Source organism: Variovorax trehalosi (assembly GCF_051216415.1).
Lineage (GTDB): Bacteria > Pseudomonadota > Gammaproteobacteria > Burkholderiales > Burkholderiaceae_C > Variovorax.
In genome coordinates, this window is record NZ_JBPJZG010000004.1 from 1 (window position 1) to 16,483 (window position 16,483).

12 protein-coding genes are annotated in these 16,483 nt (G+C 66.1%); 8 read left to right on the plus strand and 4 right to left on the minus strand.

Going from position 1 to position 16,483, the window contains the following annotated elements:
• Positions 1-238: 238 nt before the first annotated feature.
• The 3 genes from ACSFA7_RS15670 to ACSFA7_RS15680 all read right to left on the minus strand — a co-directional run bounded on the left by ACSFA7_RS15670 (position 239) and on the right by ACSFA7_RS15680 (position 3,695).
• A complete protein-coding gene (locus ACSFA7_RS15670) occupies positions 239-2,104 on the minus strand; it encodes a phosphoenolpyruvate carboxykinase (GTP) (RefSeq protein WP_435500230.1) in 1,866 nt (621 codons plus the stop codon).
• Positions 2,105-2,250: 146 nt separating this feature from the next.
• Complete coding sequence (locus tag ACSFA7_RS15675; protein ID WP_172672136.1) at positions 2,251-2,403, minus strand: hypothetical protein; 153 nt, start codon at positions 2,401-2,403, stop codon at positions 2,251-2,253.
• A 92-nt stretch (positions 2,404-2,495) separates the two neighbouring features.
• Entirely contained in the window at positions 2,496-3,695 is a 1,200-nt protein-coding gene (locus tag ACSFA7_RS15680; RefSeq protein WP_435500231.1) for a threonine ammonia-lyase, read from the minus strand.
• Positions 3,696-3,810: 115 nt separating this feature from the next.
• On the opposite strand from ACSFA7_RS15680, the gene ACSFA7_RS15685 reads away from it, so the two are divergent.
• The 3 genes from ACSFA7_RS15685 (at position 3,811) to ACSFA7_RS15695 (ending at position 9,178) form a co-directional block, all read left to right on the plus strand.
• Positions 3,811-6,135, plus strand: a complete 2,325-nt coding sequence (locus ACSFA7_RS15685) for an ATP-binding protein (RefSeq protein WP_435500232.1) — start codon at positions 3,811-3,813, stop codon at positions 6,133-6,135.
• 49 nt (positions 6,136-6,184) lie between these two features.
• A complete protein-coding gene (locus ACSFA7_RS15690; RefSeq protein ID WP_435500233.1) occupies positions 6,185-7,810 on the plus strand; it encodes a S41 family peptidase in 1,626 nt (541 codons plus the stop codon).
• Positions 7,811-7,987: 177 nt separating this feature from the next.
• Positions 7,988-9,178, plus strand: coding sequence for a nucleoside hydrolase (locus ACSFA7_RS15695; protein WP_435500234.1), 1,191 nt, complete (start codon positions 7,988-7,990; stop codon positions 9,176-9,178).
• An 18-nt stretch (positions 9,179-9,196) separates the two neighbouring features.
• Here ACSFA7_RS15695 and recQ read toward each other — a convergent pair whose 3' ends face one another.
• Positions 9,197-11,092, minus strand: a complete 1,896-nt coding sequence (gene recQ, locus ACSFA7_RS15700) for a DNA helicase RecQ (RefSeq protein WP_435500235.1) — start codon at positions 11,090-11,092, stop codon at positions 9,197-9,199.
• A gap of 290 nt (positions 11,093-11,382) precedes the next feature.
• On the opposite strand from recQ, the gene ACSFA7_RS15705 reads away from it, so the two are divergent.
• From ACSFA7_RS15705 to hutH, 5 genes are all read left to right on the plus strand, one after another.
• On the plus strand, positions 11,383-12,351 hold the full coding sequence (locus tag ACSFA7_RS15705) for an ABC transporter substrate-binding protein (RefSeq protein ID WP_307644562.1): 969 nt from the start codon (positions 11,383-11,385) through the stop codon (positions 12,349-12,351).
• Positions 12,332-13,213 (plus strand): ABC transporter permease, encoded by an 882-nt coding sequence (locus ACSFA7_RS15710; protein ID WP_435500236.1) that lies wholly within the window; start codon positions 12,332-12,334, stop codon positions 13,211-13,213. The genes ACSFA7_RS15705 and ACSFA7_RS15710 overlap by 20 nt, the downstream gene beginning before the upstream one ends.
• Entirely contained in the window at positions 13,198-13,992 is a 795-nt protein-coding gene (locus ACSFA7_RS15715) for an ABC transporter ATP-binding protein (protein WP_093441183.1), read from the plus strand. Before ACSFA7_RS15710 ends, ACSFA7_RS15715 begins: the two co-directional genes overlap by 16 nt.
• Before the next feature lie 7 nt (positions 13,993-13,999).
• Positions 14,000-14,737, plus strand: coding sequence for a histidine utilization repressor (gene hutC / locus ACSFA7_RS15720; RefSeq protein ID WP_307604044.1), 738 nt, complete (start codon positions 14,000-14,002; stop codon positions 14,735-14,737).
• Positions 14,738-14,916: 179 nt separating this feature from the next.
• Complete coding sequence (gene hutH / locus ACSFA7_RS15725) at positions 14,917-16,476, plus strand: histidine ammonia-lyase (protein WP_435500237.1); 1,560 nt, start codon at positions 14,917-14,919, stop codon at positions 16,474-16,476.
• The last annotated feature ends 7 nt before the right edge of the window (positions 16,477-16,483 follow it).

The window sequence follows — 16,483 nt, forward strand, 5'->3', positions numbered from 1 at the left end:
ACAGTGAAACGACTCAGCGCCGATGATAGTGCGGGTTCCCGTGTGAAAGTAGGTCATCGTCAGGCTCTTACAGCCCAGAAAACCCCAGTCAGATTACTGACTGGGGTTTTTTGCTTTGCACGAATGCGCTTGATCCCAATACCAGGGTGAAAAGAATGACAAATGCAGCAAGCAAGCGCCAATAAAAAAGCCCGGTGGATTGCTCCACCGGGCTTTTGCTATTTAGAGCCGCTGAGAATCAGGCGGCCAGACGTTGCTCAATGGCTGCCTTGGTTTCCGGTAGCTCCTTCGGCAGGTGATGCGAGAGCTGTTGGAACAGTTCCGCATGCAACTTCAGCTCGGCTTGCCAAGCAGCCTTGTCGATGCTGGTTACCGTGGCGAACTGCTCCGCACTGAATTCCAGCCCCGTCCAATTCAGATCCTCATACCGCGGGCTCACACCGGTGATGTGCTCGACGCCTTCGGTCTTCTTGCCTTCGACGCGATCGATCATCCACTTCAGCACGCGCATGTTCTCGCCATAACCAGGCCAGACGAACTTGCCGTCGGCACCCTTGCGGAACCAGTTGGTCGTATAGATCTTCGGCAGCTTGGCGCCCGAGGCCTCGAGCTTCTTGCCGACGTTGAGCCAATGCTGGAAGTAGTCGGCCATGTTGTAGCCGGCGAACGGCAGCATCGCGAACGGGTCACGGCGCACCACGCCTTGCTGGCCGCCAGCGGCGGCGGTGGTTTCAGAACCCATCGTCGCGGCCATGTAGACGCCCTCGACCCAGTTGCGCGCCTCGGTCACCAGCGGGACCGTCGTCGAGCGGCGGCCGCCGAAGATGAAGGCGTCGATGGCCACGCCCTTCGGATCGTCCCAGGCGTCGTCCAGCGCCGGGTTGTTGGTTGCGGCAACAGTGAAGCGCGAGTTCGGGTGCGCCGCTTTCGCGCCGGTTTCCTTGGCGATCTGCGGCGTCCAGTCCTTGCCCTGCCAGTCAGTCAGGTGCGCGGGCAGGGTCTTGGTGTCCTGCTCCATGCCCTCCCACCAGACGTCGCCGTCGTCGGTCAGCGCGACGTTCGTGAAGATCACGTCGTTGTTCAGGCTGTCCATGCAGTTCGGATTGGTCAGCATGTTGGTGCCGGGCGCCACGCCGAAGTAACCCGCTTCGGGGTTGATCGCGTACAGGCGGCCGTCCTTGCCGGGCTTGATCCAGGCGATGTCGTCGCCGATGGTCGTGACCTTCCAGCCTTCGAAGCCGGCCGGCGGCACCAGCATCGAGAAATTCGTCTTGCCGCAGGCGCTCGGGAAGGCGGCGGCCACGTGGTGCTTCTTGCCCTCGGGATTCGTCACGCCCAGGATCAGCATGTGCTCGGCCAGCCAGCCCTCGTCACGGCCCATGTTCGAGGCGATGCGCAGCGCAAAGCACTTCTTGCCCAGCAGCGCGTTGCCGCCGTAGCCCGAGCCGTAGCTCCAGATCTCGCGTGTCTCGGGGTAGTGAACGATGTACTTGGTCTTGTTGCAGGGCCAGGACACATCCTTCTGCCCGCCCTCGAGCGGCGCGCCCACGGTGTGCACGCAGGGCACGAATTCGCCGTCGGCGCCCAGCACCTCGTACACCGCCTTGCCCATGCGGGTCATGATGCGCATGTTGACCGCCACATAAGGGCTGTCGGAGAGTTCGATGCCGATGTGCGCGATCGGCGAGCCCAGCGGGCCCATGCTGAACGGCACCACGTACATCGTGCGGCCCTTCATGCAGCCGTCGAAGAGCGGCTGCAGCGTCGCACGCATTTCGGCCGGAGCCATCCAGTTGTTGGTGGGGCCGGCGCTTTCCTTCTCGTTGGAGCAGATGAAAGTGCGATCTTCGACGCGCGCGACGTCGGTCGGATCGGACACCGCGAGGAACGAGTTGGGCCGCTTGGCGGGGTTGAGCTTCTTGAAGGTGCCCCCGTCGACCAGCTGCTGGCAGAGGCGGTCGTACTCTTCCTTGCTGCCGTCGCACCAGTAGACGGCCTCGGGTTTGCAAAGCGCGGCCATGTCGGCCACCCAGGCAATCAGTTTCGCGTTCTTGACGTATGAGGGCGCCTGAATGGTGAGGCCCTTCATCGTGGGTGCGTTCATCGGAAATCTCCTAAGTTGAAAAATCGTCTTTCCGAACGGGACGCCGTGCCTTCAATGGCGCGGAGGTCCGTTTGAGAAAACGTTTCGCTCAGGGAGATTGCGTCAGCGCGGGCCGCACCGCCCGCGGACGACAGCCCAACAGGCTGTCAGGCCAAGTAGACAGCGATGGATGCCAGCAGAAGCATCAGCACGCCGCCAGCAAGCGGGAGCACGATGGGCATCAGGTGAACGACCGATTCGACGGCGTCATGTTCGGCGGCTGCGGCGTGGCCGGGCTCGACGGGAGTGGGATTGGACATCGGGAAGTACCTCGAATACACAAATGACAAAACTGGCGGCATTTTACCGGCGGGGCCCTGCGGAGCGGTCTAGGGGGTTGCGAGCCCCTCTCTCAATGTTGCTCCTCGGCTTCGAAACCGGCGTCCTTCAGGGCCGTCAACACGCTGGCCAGGTGGGCCCGGCCGCGGGTCTGCAGGACCAACTCGATGTCGACGTTCTGCGCCGCCAGCATCGTGAACGCGCGCTGGTGGTGCACTTCGTCGACGTTAGCGCCCGCTTCGGCCACAGTCGCCGTGATCTCGGCCAGCGAGCCAGGCACGTCGCGCGCACTCACCCGCACCCGCGCGAGCCGGCCGGCCCTGACCATGCCGCGTTCGATGATGGCCGCGAGCAGCAGCGGATCGATGTTCCCGCCCGAAAGCACCAGCCCCACACGCTTGCCCTTGAAGCGCTCCGGATGCCGGATCAGCGCCGCAAGACCGGCGGCACCCGCACCTTCCACAAGGGTCTTTTCGATCTCGAGCAGCATCAGCACGCCCTGTTCGATGTCGCCTTCGTCCACCAGCACCAAGTCGTCGACCTTGCTCGCGATGATCTCCTGCGTCAGCACACCGGGCGTGCCGACCGCGATGCCTTCGGCGATCGTGCTCTTGCCCTGCACGTGGTGCGTGCCCTTGATGGCGTTGACCATGCCCGGAAAGCGCGTGGTCTGCACCCCGACGATCTCGATGCCGGGCTTGCGATCGCGCGCCGCCACCGCCATGCCGGCGATCAGCCCGCCGCCACCGACCGCCACGACCAGCGTGTCGAGGTCGGGCACCACGTCGAGCATCTCGAGCGCCACGGTGCCTTGCCCGGCGATGATGGCCTCGTCGTCATACGGATGCACGAAGGTCAGCCCTTCGCGCTCGGCAAGCTCCAGCGCATGCGCACGCGCCGCGTCGAGCGTGTCGCCGTGCAGCACCACCTCGGCGCCGAAGCCGCGGGTGCGCTCGATCTTCACGCCGGGCGTGAAGCGCGGCATCACGATCAGCGCCCGAAGGCCAAGCCGCTGCGCGTGATAGGCCACACCCTGGGCATGGTTGCCGGCCGACATGGCGATCACGCCGCGTGTGCCGGCTTCCGAAAGATCGACCAGCTTGTTGCACGCACCCCGCTCCTTGAACGAGGATGTGAACTGCAGGTTCTCGAATTTCAGGAACACCTGCGCGCCGACGATTTCGGAGAGCGTGCGTGATTCGACACAGGGCGTATTGAGCACCTGCCCCTGGAGGCGCACTGCGGCGCGCTGGATTTCTTCGATTCCGACCATGGCGCGCATTGTGGCTGGAATCGCCAGATCAGGGTTTTTACCCTTTCGGCGTCTTCCCGAAGCCAAAAGTCTGCGTTATGGTCTCTCCACGAATTTCCTCATTGGAGGTTTCCTGATGGTCAAGCGTGCGGGTGTCGATGTAGTGGCTGCTGCGGTACGCGGGCAGGCATTGCCTTCGCCTGGCCTCAAGGAAGCGCCGGTGCTCGAGCTCATGTGCTCGCACTTCGTGCTCACGCTCGCAGCCAAGCAGGGGCCGCGCTTCAATGTGCGGCGCGATATCAACGGATTGCTCTCGCTCACGGGGCGCCATCTCGTGTGGCCCGCTGCGGTATTGCAGCGATTGCGCGAGTTCCTCGGACGCCGCTGCGCAGGCAACGAAGCGTGGAAGGGCGTCGAGAATCTCGATGGCCGCACACTGCTCGAACGCCATGGCGTGTGGCGCGGTCCGTATGAAGAAGGCACGCTCTTCTTCTATCTGGACGAGTACGCGAAGGACCAGCCCAAGGACCTGCTCTCGGTGCTCGCCGTCACGCGCGACTGGCTCACGCATGCATTGCGCAAGCAATCGACGCTGGTCGAGAAGAACATCGACGCACTCGCGGGCCTCTTGCAACTCAACAAGGCAGAGCGCGCGCTGCTGCTCTACGGCACGCTCGCACGCTACCAGCGCGACCTGCGTTCGCTGCTGGTCGAGTTCAAGGTCAACAACGCGCCCGAGGCCTATGCCGCCATCGCCGACATCGCGGGCGTGAATGCGAGCGAGGTGGGCGAAGCACTGCGCGCGGGCTCGCGGCTGGAGCGCATCGGCCTCGTCGAGAACCTGATCTCCGAACACAACATCACAGACCTCGCCGACCTCATGAAGGTCAGCGAGAAACTGCCGCCGGTGCTGATGCGCGAATATCGCGACCACAACGAATTGATGGCGGTGTTCACGCGGCCTTCGGCCAAGAGCGCGCTCACGCCGCACGATTTTTCATTCGTTGAGGAAGACGCACAGATGCTCGTCACGCTGCTGCGCGCCGCCGTCGCGCGCAAGGAGCCCGGCGTCAACGTGCTGCTCTACGGCCCGCCCGGCACCGGCAAGACCGAGCTCGCGAAAGTGGTCGCGCAAGCCGCAGGGCTCGAACTCTTCGAAGTCGAATACGCCGACCGGGACGGCAATTCATTGAGCGGCCGCGACCGCTACCGCTCGCTGCAGATCGCGCAGGTGTTCCTCAAGGGCAGCGCGCAGGCCGCATTACTGTTCGACGAGGTCGAGGACGTCTTCCCGCCGATCAGCACCGAGGCCGCGCAGTTCATGGCGCGTGCCGAGCAGATCCCCGCGCCCACCAGCGGCAGCGTGAGCGGCAAGGCCTGGGTCAACCAGATCCTCGAGGCCAACCCGGTGCCGACGTTGTGGGTTACCAACCGCATCGAGCAGATCGACCCGGCGTTCCGTCGTCGTTTCGCCTACCACCTCGAGCTCAAGTCGCCGCCGCCCGGCGCGCGCGAGCAGCTCGTGAAGAAGACGCTCGAAGGCGTCGTGGTGTCCGAGGCCTTCACCGCCAAGCTGGCCGAGCGCAAGGGCCTCACCCCTGCGCAGATCCGCACCGCGGTGCGCTTCGCGGGTTTGGCAAAGACCGACGACGCCTCGATGGAAGGCCTCATCGAGCGGCAACTGCGCAACGCCGACCTCGCGCTGGGCACGCTCGACACCGGCCGCGGCGAGCGCCGCAACGTCACCACGTACGACCTCGACATGCTCAACGTCGAGACCCGCTTCGAGATCCCGCGCATCGTCGAGGCGCTCAAGGCGCGCGGTCACGGCACGCTGTGCTTCTACGGCGCGCCGGGCACCGGCAAGACCGCGCTGGCCGAGCACATCGCCCGCGCCGTGGGCCGGCCGCTGATCATCAAGCAGGCCAGCGACCTCATGAGCAAGTACGTCGGCGAGACCGAGCAGAACATGGCCGCCATGTTCAAGGAAGCGGAGGCCGAAAAAGCCGTGCTGCTGCTCGACGAGGCCGACTCCTTCCTGCAGGACCGGCGCAGCGCGCAGCGCACCTACGAGGTCACCGAGGTCAACGAGATGCTGCAGGGCATGGAGCGCTTCAACGGCGTATTCATCTGCACCACCAACCTGCTCGACCGGCTCGACCAGGCGGCGCTGCGGCGCTTCACCTTCAAGATCAAGTTCAAGCCGCTCACGGCCGTGCAACGCGAGCGCATGTTCGTGACCGAGGCGCTGGCGGGCGACGCGGCGCTCCTGACCGGCGAGGTGAAAACGCGTCTCTCGCAACTGGCACAGCTGTGCCCGGGGGATTTCGCGGCGGTGAAACGCCAGACCGATATCCTCGCGGTCGAGTTCTCGGCGGCGGAGTTTCTCGACCAGCTCGAGGCCGAGCATCGCATCAAGCCCGAGGTCCGCGAATCGCGCGGCATGGGCTTCGTCCAGTAAAGATCAACAAGCGGGCGTGTCCGCGGTCGTGGGCACGGGGAGGAAATCCATGGGCTTTCGCAATACAGACCTGCGGCACTCGCCGCGCCCCGGTGCATGGGCCGCCGCGGCGGCACTGGCCGTGGCAAGTCTGCTGGCGGGTTGCGGTGGTGGCGGCGGCGGGGGGGGAGGAGGCGGTGGCTTTCCGATCGGTGGGCTGCCACCACCTGGCGGCAATCCGCCCACCAACGGCGGCGGTGGCCTTGTTCCATCGTCGGAGGTCGCTGGCCAGTGCGCCGCGCCGCGCCGCGGCATCAACCCCGAAACCGGCACCGCCTATCCCGACACCGCCGGTACGGTCGACAACGAGAAGAGCTGGGTCCGCAGCTGGATCGACGAAACCTACCTTTGGTACAACGAAGTGCCGACCAACCTGGTGGCGGCCGACTACGCGACGCCCGTCGCGTTCTTCAACGTGCTCAAGACGCCGGCCACCACCTCGCCCTCGGGCCGCGCCAAGGACCGCTTTCATTACATCTACGACACCGAGGCGTACCGCCAGCTGTCCAACGCCGGCGTCTCGCCGAGCTACGGGATCGAGTTCGCGTTCGTGCGCAGTTCCCGCCCCAACCGCGATTTGCGTGTGGCGTTCGTCGAGCCGCACTCGAGCTCGCCCGCCGCAGCCGCCGGCATCGCGCGCGGGGCAAAGATCCTCGAGATCGACGGCATCGACGTGCTCAATGGCACCAACACGGCGGTCATCAACCGCGGCATCTCGCCGCAGGCGGCCGGCGAGACGCACACCTTCAAGCTGCAGGAAGGCGGCGCGACGCGAACCATCGACCTCACGGCCGCGCAGGTGACGCGCACGCCGGTGCAGAACGTCAAGACCATCGGCGATGCGGGCAACCGCGTCGGCTACCTGCTGTTCAACGACCACATCACCACCTCCGAGGCGCAGCTCATCGCGGCGGTGAACAAGCTCAAGGAGAACGGTGGCATCCAGGACCTGGTGCTCGACATGCGCTACAACGGAGGCGGCCAGCTCAACATCGCGAGCCGGCTGGCCTACATGGTGGCCGGGCCCGGCCAGACGGCCGGAAAGACCTTCGAGCTGTTGAGCTTCAACGACAAGAACCCGTTCCATCTCACGCTCGCACAGGCCCTGACCCCGTTCATCAGCACCAGCCGCACCAACCAGCCGCTGCCCACGCTCGGCCTCTCGCGCGTCACCGTGCTGACCAGCCCCGACACCTGCTCGGCCAGCGAGTCGGTGATCAACAGCCTGCGCGGCATCGGCGTCACCGTCAACTTGGTGGGCGGCACCACCTGCGGCAAGCCCTACGGCTTCTATCCGCAGGACAACTGCGGCACGACCTACTTCGCGATCCAGTTCAAGGGCGTGAACCAGGCGGGTTTCGGCGACTACGGCGACGGCTTTGCGCCCAACGCCAATTGCGCCGTGGCCGACGATTTCAGCCACCAGCTCGGCGACCCCGCCGAGGCGCGGCTGGCTGCGGCGCTCACGCTGCGCAGCTCCGGTTCGTGCCCGGTGCCCGCGTCGTCGTCCAAGGCCGTGCCAGGCATTGGCCTGGACAAGGCCGAGGTCGCGCCTCCGGAAGAGCAGCCCGCCCTCCTCAACCGCTCGCCGCTGCGCGAGAACCGCTTGATCGATCCCCCGCCCAACGCGGGCTGACAGACATCGACAAGCGCCCGGGCCGCTTCGCGCGGCCTCGCGGAAAACACCTAGCCACAGCGCTTGCCATGCGCGTGCTTTGCCATTTAGAGTTTGGCAAACGTTTGCGCAAAGCTTTGCGCAAACGTTTGTATTTCAGTTCCCTCGACTGAAAACCAAACACTTAGGAGAAGCAGGATGCGGAACATGCGCAAATGGTTAGGGACGGTGCTCGCCCTCGTGGTCGTGACCGTGGTGGCGGGCTGCGGCGGAGGCGGCGACGGCAATGGCGGCATCGGGCTGGGCCCTGGCTTCGGCGCTCCGCCGCCGGCCGCGCAGAAGATCATCATCGACAGCGACTACAACACCATGAGCGACGACGGCCAGCTCGGCGTCATGGCCGCGCAGCTGCAGGCGCAGGGCAAGGTCCAGGTCATGGGCATCAGCGTGGTCTCGGGCAACCAGTGGCTCAAGCAGGGCGTGGCCGACGCGCTGATGTCGGTCGAGCGCCTCGGCGTGGGCGACCGCATCGGCGTGTACGTGGGCGAGAACTACGCGCTCAACCACACCTTCGCCGACGTCGAGGCCGAAATGGCCGCCGGTGCGGGCGGCGACGGCTACCTGGGCGCCTGGAGCGGCCCCGAGCCCAAGACCGACGCGGACCTGAAGCCCTCGCCCGACGGCTTTGCCACGCGCACGCTGGTGCAGCGCAAGAGTGCGGTCGACTTCATCATCGACACGGTGAAGGCCAACCCGAACGAGATCACCATCCTGGCCATCGGCCCGCTCACCAACATCGCGCTCGCGGTGAAGAAGAGCCCGGACATCGTGCCGCTGATCAAGAAGATCATCTACATGGGCGGCGCCATCGACGTGCCCGGCAACACCACCAAGGCGGCCGAATTCAACTGGTGGTTCGATCCCGATGCCGCGCAGTTCGTGGTGCGCCTGCCGATCCCGCAAGTGATCGTGCCACTCGACGTGACCGACACCGTGTTCCTCACCAAGCCGATCTACGACCGCATCGCCCATCCGGCCAAGCCGACCGCGGTGACCGAGGTGTTCCGCAAGCTCAACGGCTACGGTTTCAGCGGCACGAACGGCTTCGAGAACAACCCCGACTACACGCAGAACATCTGGGACACGCTGACGATGGCCTACCTGATCGATCCGACCTACGCGACCAAGACAGTGGAGCGCTATGTCGACGTGGTCGCCAAGCCGGGCGCCGCCGACAACGGCCGCTCCATCGGCTACGCCTTGCAGCCGGAAGGCCCAACGCTGCAGAAGATGACGGTGGTGCAGCGCTTCGACAACGCGCGCTTCTTCGAACTCTTCGTCGACCTGCTCACGCGGCCGGTGCCGATCACGCTGCCGCCGGCGAACTGATGAAGTCGGAGTGCCCGGCTAAAACGCCGAGCACACGCGCAGCACCTCGGCCCCGTAGGCCTCGAGCTTCTTGGTACCGATGCCGCTGATGCCCTGCAGGTCCTCGAGCGTCGCCGGTGCGCGCTCGGCGATCGACGCCAGCGTGGCGTCGTGGAAGATCACATAGGCCGGCAGGTTGTGCTCCTTGGCCACCTCCGCGCGCCAGGCCTTGAGCGCCTCGAAGCGCTTCTTGCCGGTGTCGTCGAGCTTGGCGGCCGCCGGCGAGGGCGCACCCTTGGCGGCCTTCTCGCGGCGTGGCTTGCGCTCCGCCGGTGCCGAGATGGATTCGCGCAGCGTCACGTTCGCCTCGCCCTTGAGCACCGCACGCGATCCCTCGGTGAGCTTCAGTGTGTTGAAGGCCTCCGCATCGACCGCCAGTGCGCCCGTGGCGATCAGCTGGCGCAGCACGCCGCGCAGTTGCACCTCGCTGAACTCCGCGCCCAGCCCGAAGGTGCTGATGCGCTCGTGCCCGAACTGCTTGACCTTCTCGGTCTCCTTGCCGCGCAGGATGTCCATGATGTGCCCCGCGCCGAAGCTGATGCCGCTCAGCTGCTGCACGCGGTAGATGGTGCTCAGCAGCTTGCGCGCGGCATCGGTGCCGTCCCACACCTGCGGCGGGTTCAGGCAGTTGTCGCAGTTGCCGCAAGGCGTGCTCTTCTCGCCGAAGTAGCCGAGGAGTCGCACGCGCCGGCAGTCGCTCGCCTCGGCCAGCGAGAGCAGGGCGTCGAGCTTGCCGCGCATCACCTGCTTGAACTCTTCGCCGGCTGGGCTCTCGTCAATCATGCGGCGCTGGTTCACCACGTCGTTCAGGCCGTAGGTCATCCAGGCATCGGCGGGGGCGCCGTCGCGGCCCGCGCGGCCGGTTTCCTGGTAGTAGCCCTCGATGTTTTTGGGCATGTCCAGGTGGCCGACGAAGCGCACATCGGGCTTGTCGATGCCCATGCCGAAGGCGATGGTCGCGACCATCACGATGCCTTCCTCGCGCAGGAACCGGTCCTGGTGCTTCTGGCGCACCGCCGCGTCCAGGCCCGCGTGGTACGGCAGTGCGTTGATGCCGGCGCCCTGCAGCGTCGTCGCGAGGTCTTCCACGCGCTTGCGCGACTGGCAATAGACCACGCCCGCATCGCCCTCGTGCTCGCGCTCGATGAAGCGCAAAAGCTGCGTGGTCGCGTCCTTCTTCTCGACGATGGTGTAGCGGATGTTCGGCCGGTCGAAGCTGGAGACGAACTGGCGCGCTTCTTCGAGTTGCAACCGCTCGACGATGTCGGCGCGCGTGAGCGCATCGGCCGTGGCGGTGAGCGCGATGCGCGGCACGCCCGCATAGCGCTCGTGCAGCACGGTGAGTGCGCGGTATTCGGGACGGAAGTCGTGGCCCCACTGGCTCACGCAATGCGCCTCGTCGATCGCGAACAGCGAGAGCTTGCCGCGTTCCTTCAGCGAATCGAGTTGCGACAGGAAGCGCGGCGTGTTGACGCGCTCGGGCGCCGCGTAGAGCAGCGTGATCTCGCCGCGCAGCATGCGGCGCTCCACGTCCTGCGTCTGTTCCCAGTCGAGCGTCGAATTGAGGAACGCCGCATTCACCCCCGCCTCGTGCAGCGCGCCGACCTGGTCGTGCATCAGCGCGATCAGCGGCGACACCACCACCGCGACGCCGCGCCCCGCGCGCTGCCGGGCGATGGCCGGGATCTGATAGCACAGCGACTTGCCGCCACCGGTCGGCATCAGCACCAGCGCATCGCCGCCGCCCACCACGTGATCGACGATGTCCTGCTGGGCGCCGCGGAACTGCGAATAGCCGAAGACTTCGTGGAGGATTTCGGCCGGCGAGGTGCTGCTGCCGGGGGCGTCGAGGGGGTGGGGTGCGAGGGAGGACACAGGCTGCGGAGGCGGACGTCGAAAGGGGAGGAAGGGCGGGGCGGTCGATTGTCCCCCAGCCACCGGGTTATGACTGTGGCACGAGCTTTGCAATGGAGACCTCCGTCCCGCCGCCCTATTTGTCTAGACAGCAATCTGGTGCATCTTCCTTCCGAAATGCACCGGAACGGCCCTCACGGGTTATCCTGTATATACAAGTTGGGGCGCTTGACAACAATGCGAGGCGCGCGCAGCCCGGCCCCGGGGCGCATCGCCGAGCCATCTCTCAAGAAACGGAACCAGGAGTACCCATGGTCAAGACGGTAGTTGTGAAAGTCGCTTCGCTGCTGGCAGCAGGTGCATGTGCAGCGGGCATGGCCGGAACGGCCGCCGCCCAGGACACCAAGATCGCGCTCGGCATGTCCGGCTGGACCGGCTTCGCGCCGCTCTCGCTGGCCGACAAGGCCGGCATCTTCAAGAAGAACGGCCTGGACGTCGAACTGAAGATGATTCCGCAGAAGGACCGTCACCTGGCCCTGGCCTCCGGCGCCATCCAGTGCGCCGCCACCACCGTGGAAACGCATGTGGCATGGAACGCCAACGGCGTGCCGATCGTGCAGATCTTCCAGATGGACAAGTCCTACGGCGCCGACGGCATCGCGGTGCGCAACGACGTGAAGACCTTTGCCGATCTCAAGGGCAAGTCCATCGGCGTGAGCGCCCCCGGCACCGCGCCGTACTTCGGCCTGGCCTGGATGCTCAGCAAGAACGGCATGAGCCTGAAGGACGTGAAGGTCGTCTCGCTCGAGCCGCAGCCCGCCGCCCAGGCGTTCGTGGCCGGCCAGAACGACGCCGCCATGACCTACGAGCCGTACCTCTCGACCGTGCGCGCCAACCCGGCGGCCGGCAAGATCCTGGCCACCACGCTCGACTACCCGATGGTGATGGACACCGTCGGCTGCGCGCCCACCTGGCTCAAGGCCAACCCCAAGGCCGCCGCCGCGCTCACCAAGTCGTATTTCGATGCGCTGGACATGATCAAGGCCGATCCGGCCAAGTCGAACGAACTCATGGGCTCGGCCGTCAAGCAGAGCGGCGAGCAGTTCGCCAAGTCGTCGGCGTACCTGCGCTGGCAGGACAAGGCCGCCAACCAGAAGTTCTTCGCGGGCGAACTCACCACCTTCATGAAGGAAGCCGCGGCGATCCTCTTGGAGGCCGGCGTGATCCGCAAGGCGCCTGAAGACTATGCAGTCACCTTCGATGCAAGCTACGTCAAGTAAGGCGCTGCCGCAGGTGCCGCCCCGCGCGGCATCGACGACGGGCGCCGTTTCACCTCAACCCGTGGTGGTGCCCGTGCGCCGCCGCGCGTTCGCGCCGCTCGAACCCATCGGCGCCCGTGCGCGCGTGTTGCTGGGACTCGGCTTCTTCGTCGTCTTCGTGCTCGTGTGGTCGCTCGCCACGCTCGGCGGCTTCGTGTCGCCGACCTTCCTCGCGAGCCCGCCGACCATGGTCAAGGAAGGCTGGCTGCTCTTCACCGAGTACGGCTTCATCGGCGACATCGGCATGACCGTGTGGCGCGTGTTCGGCGGCTTCCTGCTGGCGGCGGTGTTCGCGGTGCCGCTGGGCATCGCGATGGGCACCTGGAAAACCGTCGAGGCCTTCTTCGAGCCCTTCGTCTCGTTCTGCCGCTACCTGCCGGCCTCGGCGTTCATTCCGCTGCTCATCCTGTGGGCGGGCCTGGGCGAAATGCAGAAGCTGCTGGTGATCTTCATCGGCTCCTTCTTCCAGATCGTGCTGATGGTGGCCGTCACCGTGGGCGGCGCGCGGCGCGACCTCGTCGAGGCCGCCTACACGCTCGGCGCGAACAGCCGCGGCATCGTGGCGCGGGTGCTCATTCCGGGCGCCGCGCCGGGCATCGCCGAAACGCTGCGCCTCGTGCTCGGCTGGGCGTGGACCTACGTGATCGTGGCGGAGCTGATCGGCTCGTCCTCGGGCATCGGCCACATGATCACCGACAGCCAGGCGCTCCTGAACACCGGGCAGATCATCTTCGGGATCATCGTGATCGGCGTCATCGGCCTTCTGTCCGACTTCGCTTTCAAGGCGCTCAACCGCCGTCTGTTCGCATGGGCCGCACTGTGAAGAACCAGCTTTCCATTCAAGGCGTGTCGCGTGTCTTCACCGGCACCAAGGGCCAGAGCACGCAGGCGCTCCTGCCCATCGACTTCGAGGTGAAGGAGAACGACTTCGTCACCATCCTCGGCCCTTCGGGCTGCGGCAAGTCGACGCTGCTGCGCATCGTGGCGGGGCTCGACTTCCCGACCACCGGCCAGGTGATGCTCGACGGCGAGCGCATCGAAGGCCCGGGTGCCGACCGCGGCGTGGTGTTCCAGAGCTACACGCTGTTCCCGTGGCTCACGGTGGCGCAGAACATCCGCTTCGGCCTGCGCGAGCGCGGCATGAGCGAAGCCGACCAGAAGGAACGCAGCGAGTTCTTCATCGCCAAGGTGGGCCTGCGCGGCTTCGAGCATCACTTTCCGAAGCAGCTCTCGGGCGGCATGCAGCAGCGCACCGCGATTGCGCGCGCGCTCGCCAACGACCCCAAGATGCTCCTGCTCGACGAACCCTTCGGCGCGCTGGACAACCAGACGCGCGTGCTGATGCAGGAGCTGTTGCTCGGGATCTGGGAATCGGCGCAGAAGACGGTGCTCTTCGTCACGCACGACATCGACGAGGCGATCTTCATGGCCAACCGCGTGGCGGTGTTCAGCGCACGGCCGGGGCGCATCAAGACCGAGATCGCGGTCGACTTCCCGCATCCGCGCAGCTACACGATCAAGACCTCGCCCGAGTTCATGGACATCAAGGCGCGCCTGACCGAAGAAATCCGCGCCGAGTCGATGGCCGCCGCGGAGCATTGATCACCCGATGAAACGCGACCTGCCGACCCTCGCGCTCTACGCGCAAGTCAAGGATCACATCTCCCGCAAGATCCAGGACGGCACCTGGCCGCCCGGCCACCGCCTGCCTTCGGAGCACGAGCTGGTCGCGCAGTTCGGCATGGCGCGCATGACGGTGAACCGCGCACTGCGCGAACTGGTGGAGCAGGGCCGCATCGTGCGCGTGGCCGGCGTCGGCAGCTTCGTGGCCGAGAACAAGCCGCAATCGACGCTGCTGCAGATCGCCAACATCGCGAGCGAGATCCGCCAGCGCGGCCACGACTACCGCTGCGAGATGCTCGCGGTCGAACGCATCGCCGCCTCGCCCGATGTGGCCGCATGGCTCGACCTGCGCGCCGGCGACTCGGTGTTCCACAGCGCCTGCCTGCACCTGGAGAACGACACGCCGGTGCAACTGGAAGAGCGCTACGTCAACCCGCAGGTCGTGCCCGATTACCTCGAGCAGGACTTCACCGCGATGCCGCCCAGCGAATACCTGGTGCGCAACGTGCCCTTCGACCAGATCGAACACGTCGTCGATGCCGTGCTGCCCAACGCCGAACAGGCCGAGCGGCTCGCAATGGAAGTGACAGACCCCTGCCTCCTGCTCACGCGCCGCACCTGGACGCGCAACACGCCCGTGACCTGGGTGCGCTGCCTGCATCCCGCGTCGCGCTACAGCCTGGGCAGTCGTTTCAAAGCCGACGGCAACCCGAGCTTCGGCTAGAGCAATGAACTCTCCCCCAGTCTTCGCGCACTTCGTGTCGCTTCGCCAACCCCCTCACCGGGGGCAACACCAGCGGCCCGGCAAAGCCGGTTCCGCGGTGTTCCGCGAAGGGGCGTAGTTTTTTAAACGTCGTTATCGATCCGGTTATCTCTCGCAACTACTTGTATAGACAGGTTCACATGCCAAGCAATCACCAAGCTTCATCCGATGCCACCCTGACCCTCACGCCCGGCAAGGTCGACCTTGCGATGCTGCGACGCATCCAGGCCGGCGGCGTGCGGCTCGCGCTCGATCCGGCGGTGCTCGACGGCATGACGAAGGCCGAGGCGGCGGTGCGCCACATCGTCGAGAACGACCAGGTGGTCTACGGCATCAACACCGGCTTCGGCAAGCTCGCGAGCACGCGCATCGGCAATGACCACCTGGCCGAGCTGCAGCGCAACCTGGTGCTCTCGCACAGCGTGGGCACGGGCGAGCCGCTGGCCGCGCCGGTCGTGCGCATGATCCTCGCGACCAAGGCTGTGAGCCTGGCGCGCGGGCACTCGGGCGTGCGGCCTGCGCTGGTCGATGCGCTGCTGGCGCTGTTCAATGCGGGCGTCACGCCGAGCATTCCGTGCAAGGGTTCGGTCGGCGCATCGGGCGACCTTGCGCCGCTCGCGCACATGGCCTGCGTGCTGATCGGCGAGGGCGAGGCGACGCTGGCCGACGGCAGGACGGTCAGCGGCGCCGAAGCGATGCGCAGCATTGGCCTCGAACCCTTCGTGCTCGGGCCGAAGGAAGGCCTCGCGCTGCTCAACGGCACGCAGGTGTCGACCGCGCTGGCGCTCGCCGGCCTCTTCGGAGCGGAAGACGTGTTCGCCGCCGCTCTGATGTCGGGCGCGTTGTCGCTCGAAGCGATCCAGGGTTCGATCAAGCCCTTCGACGCGCGCATCCATGCCGCACGCGGCCAGCCCGGCCAGATGGCAGTCGCCGGCGCCGTGCGCACGCTGCTCGAAGGCAGCGAGATCGTCCCTTCGCACGCCGACTGCGGTCGCGTGCAAGATCCGTACTCCGTGCGCTGCATCCCGCAGGTGATGGGCGCCTGCCTCGACAACCTCGCGCATGCATCGCGCGTGCTGGTCATCGAAGCCAATGCCGCATCGGACAACCCGCTGGTGTTCTGCGACACCGGCGAAGTGATCTCGGGCGGTAACTTCCACGCCGAGCCGGTCGCCTTCGCGGCCGACATCATTGCGCTGGCCGTGAGCGAAGTCGGCGCGATCGCCGAGCGCCGCATCGCGCTGCTGCTCGACACCGGCCTTTCGGGCTTGCCGCCGTTCCTGGTGCGCGATGGGGGTCTGAACTCCGGCTTCATGATCGCGCAGGTCACGGCCGCCGCACTCGCTTCCGAGAACAAGTCGCTCGCGCATCCCGCGAGCGTCGACAGCCTGCCGACCTCGGCCAACCAGGAAGACCATGTCTCGATGGCCACCTTTGCGGCGCGCCGGTTGGGCGACATGGTCAACAACACCGCGGTGGTCGTCGGCATCGAAGCGATGGCGGCCGCGCAAGGCATCGAGCTCAAGCGCAAGCTCAAGAGCTCGCCGCTGGTCGAAGCTGAATTCGCTCGCATCCGCCAGAACGTCGCCTTCCTCGAACGCGACCGTTACCTCGCCCCGGACATCGAAGCCATGCGCCAGTGGGCGCTGAAGGCCGAGCTGCCGGCCGCGCTGCTGAACATCCTGCCCAGTCACTCTTGAACATCGC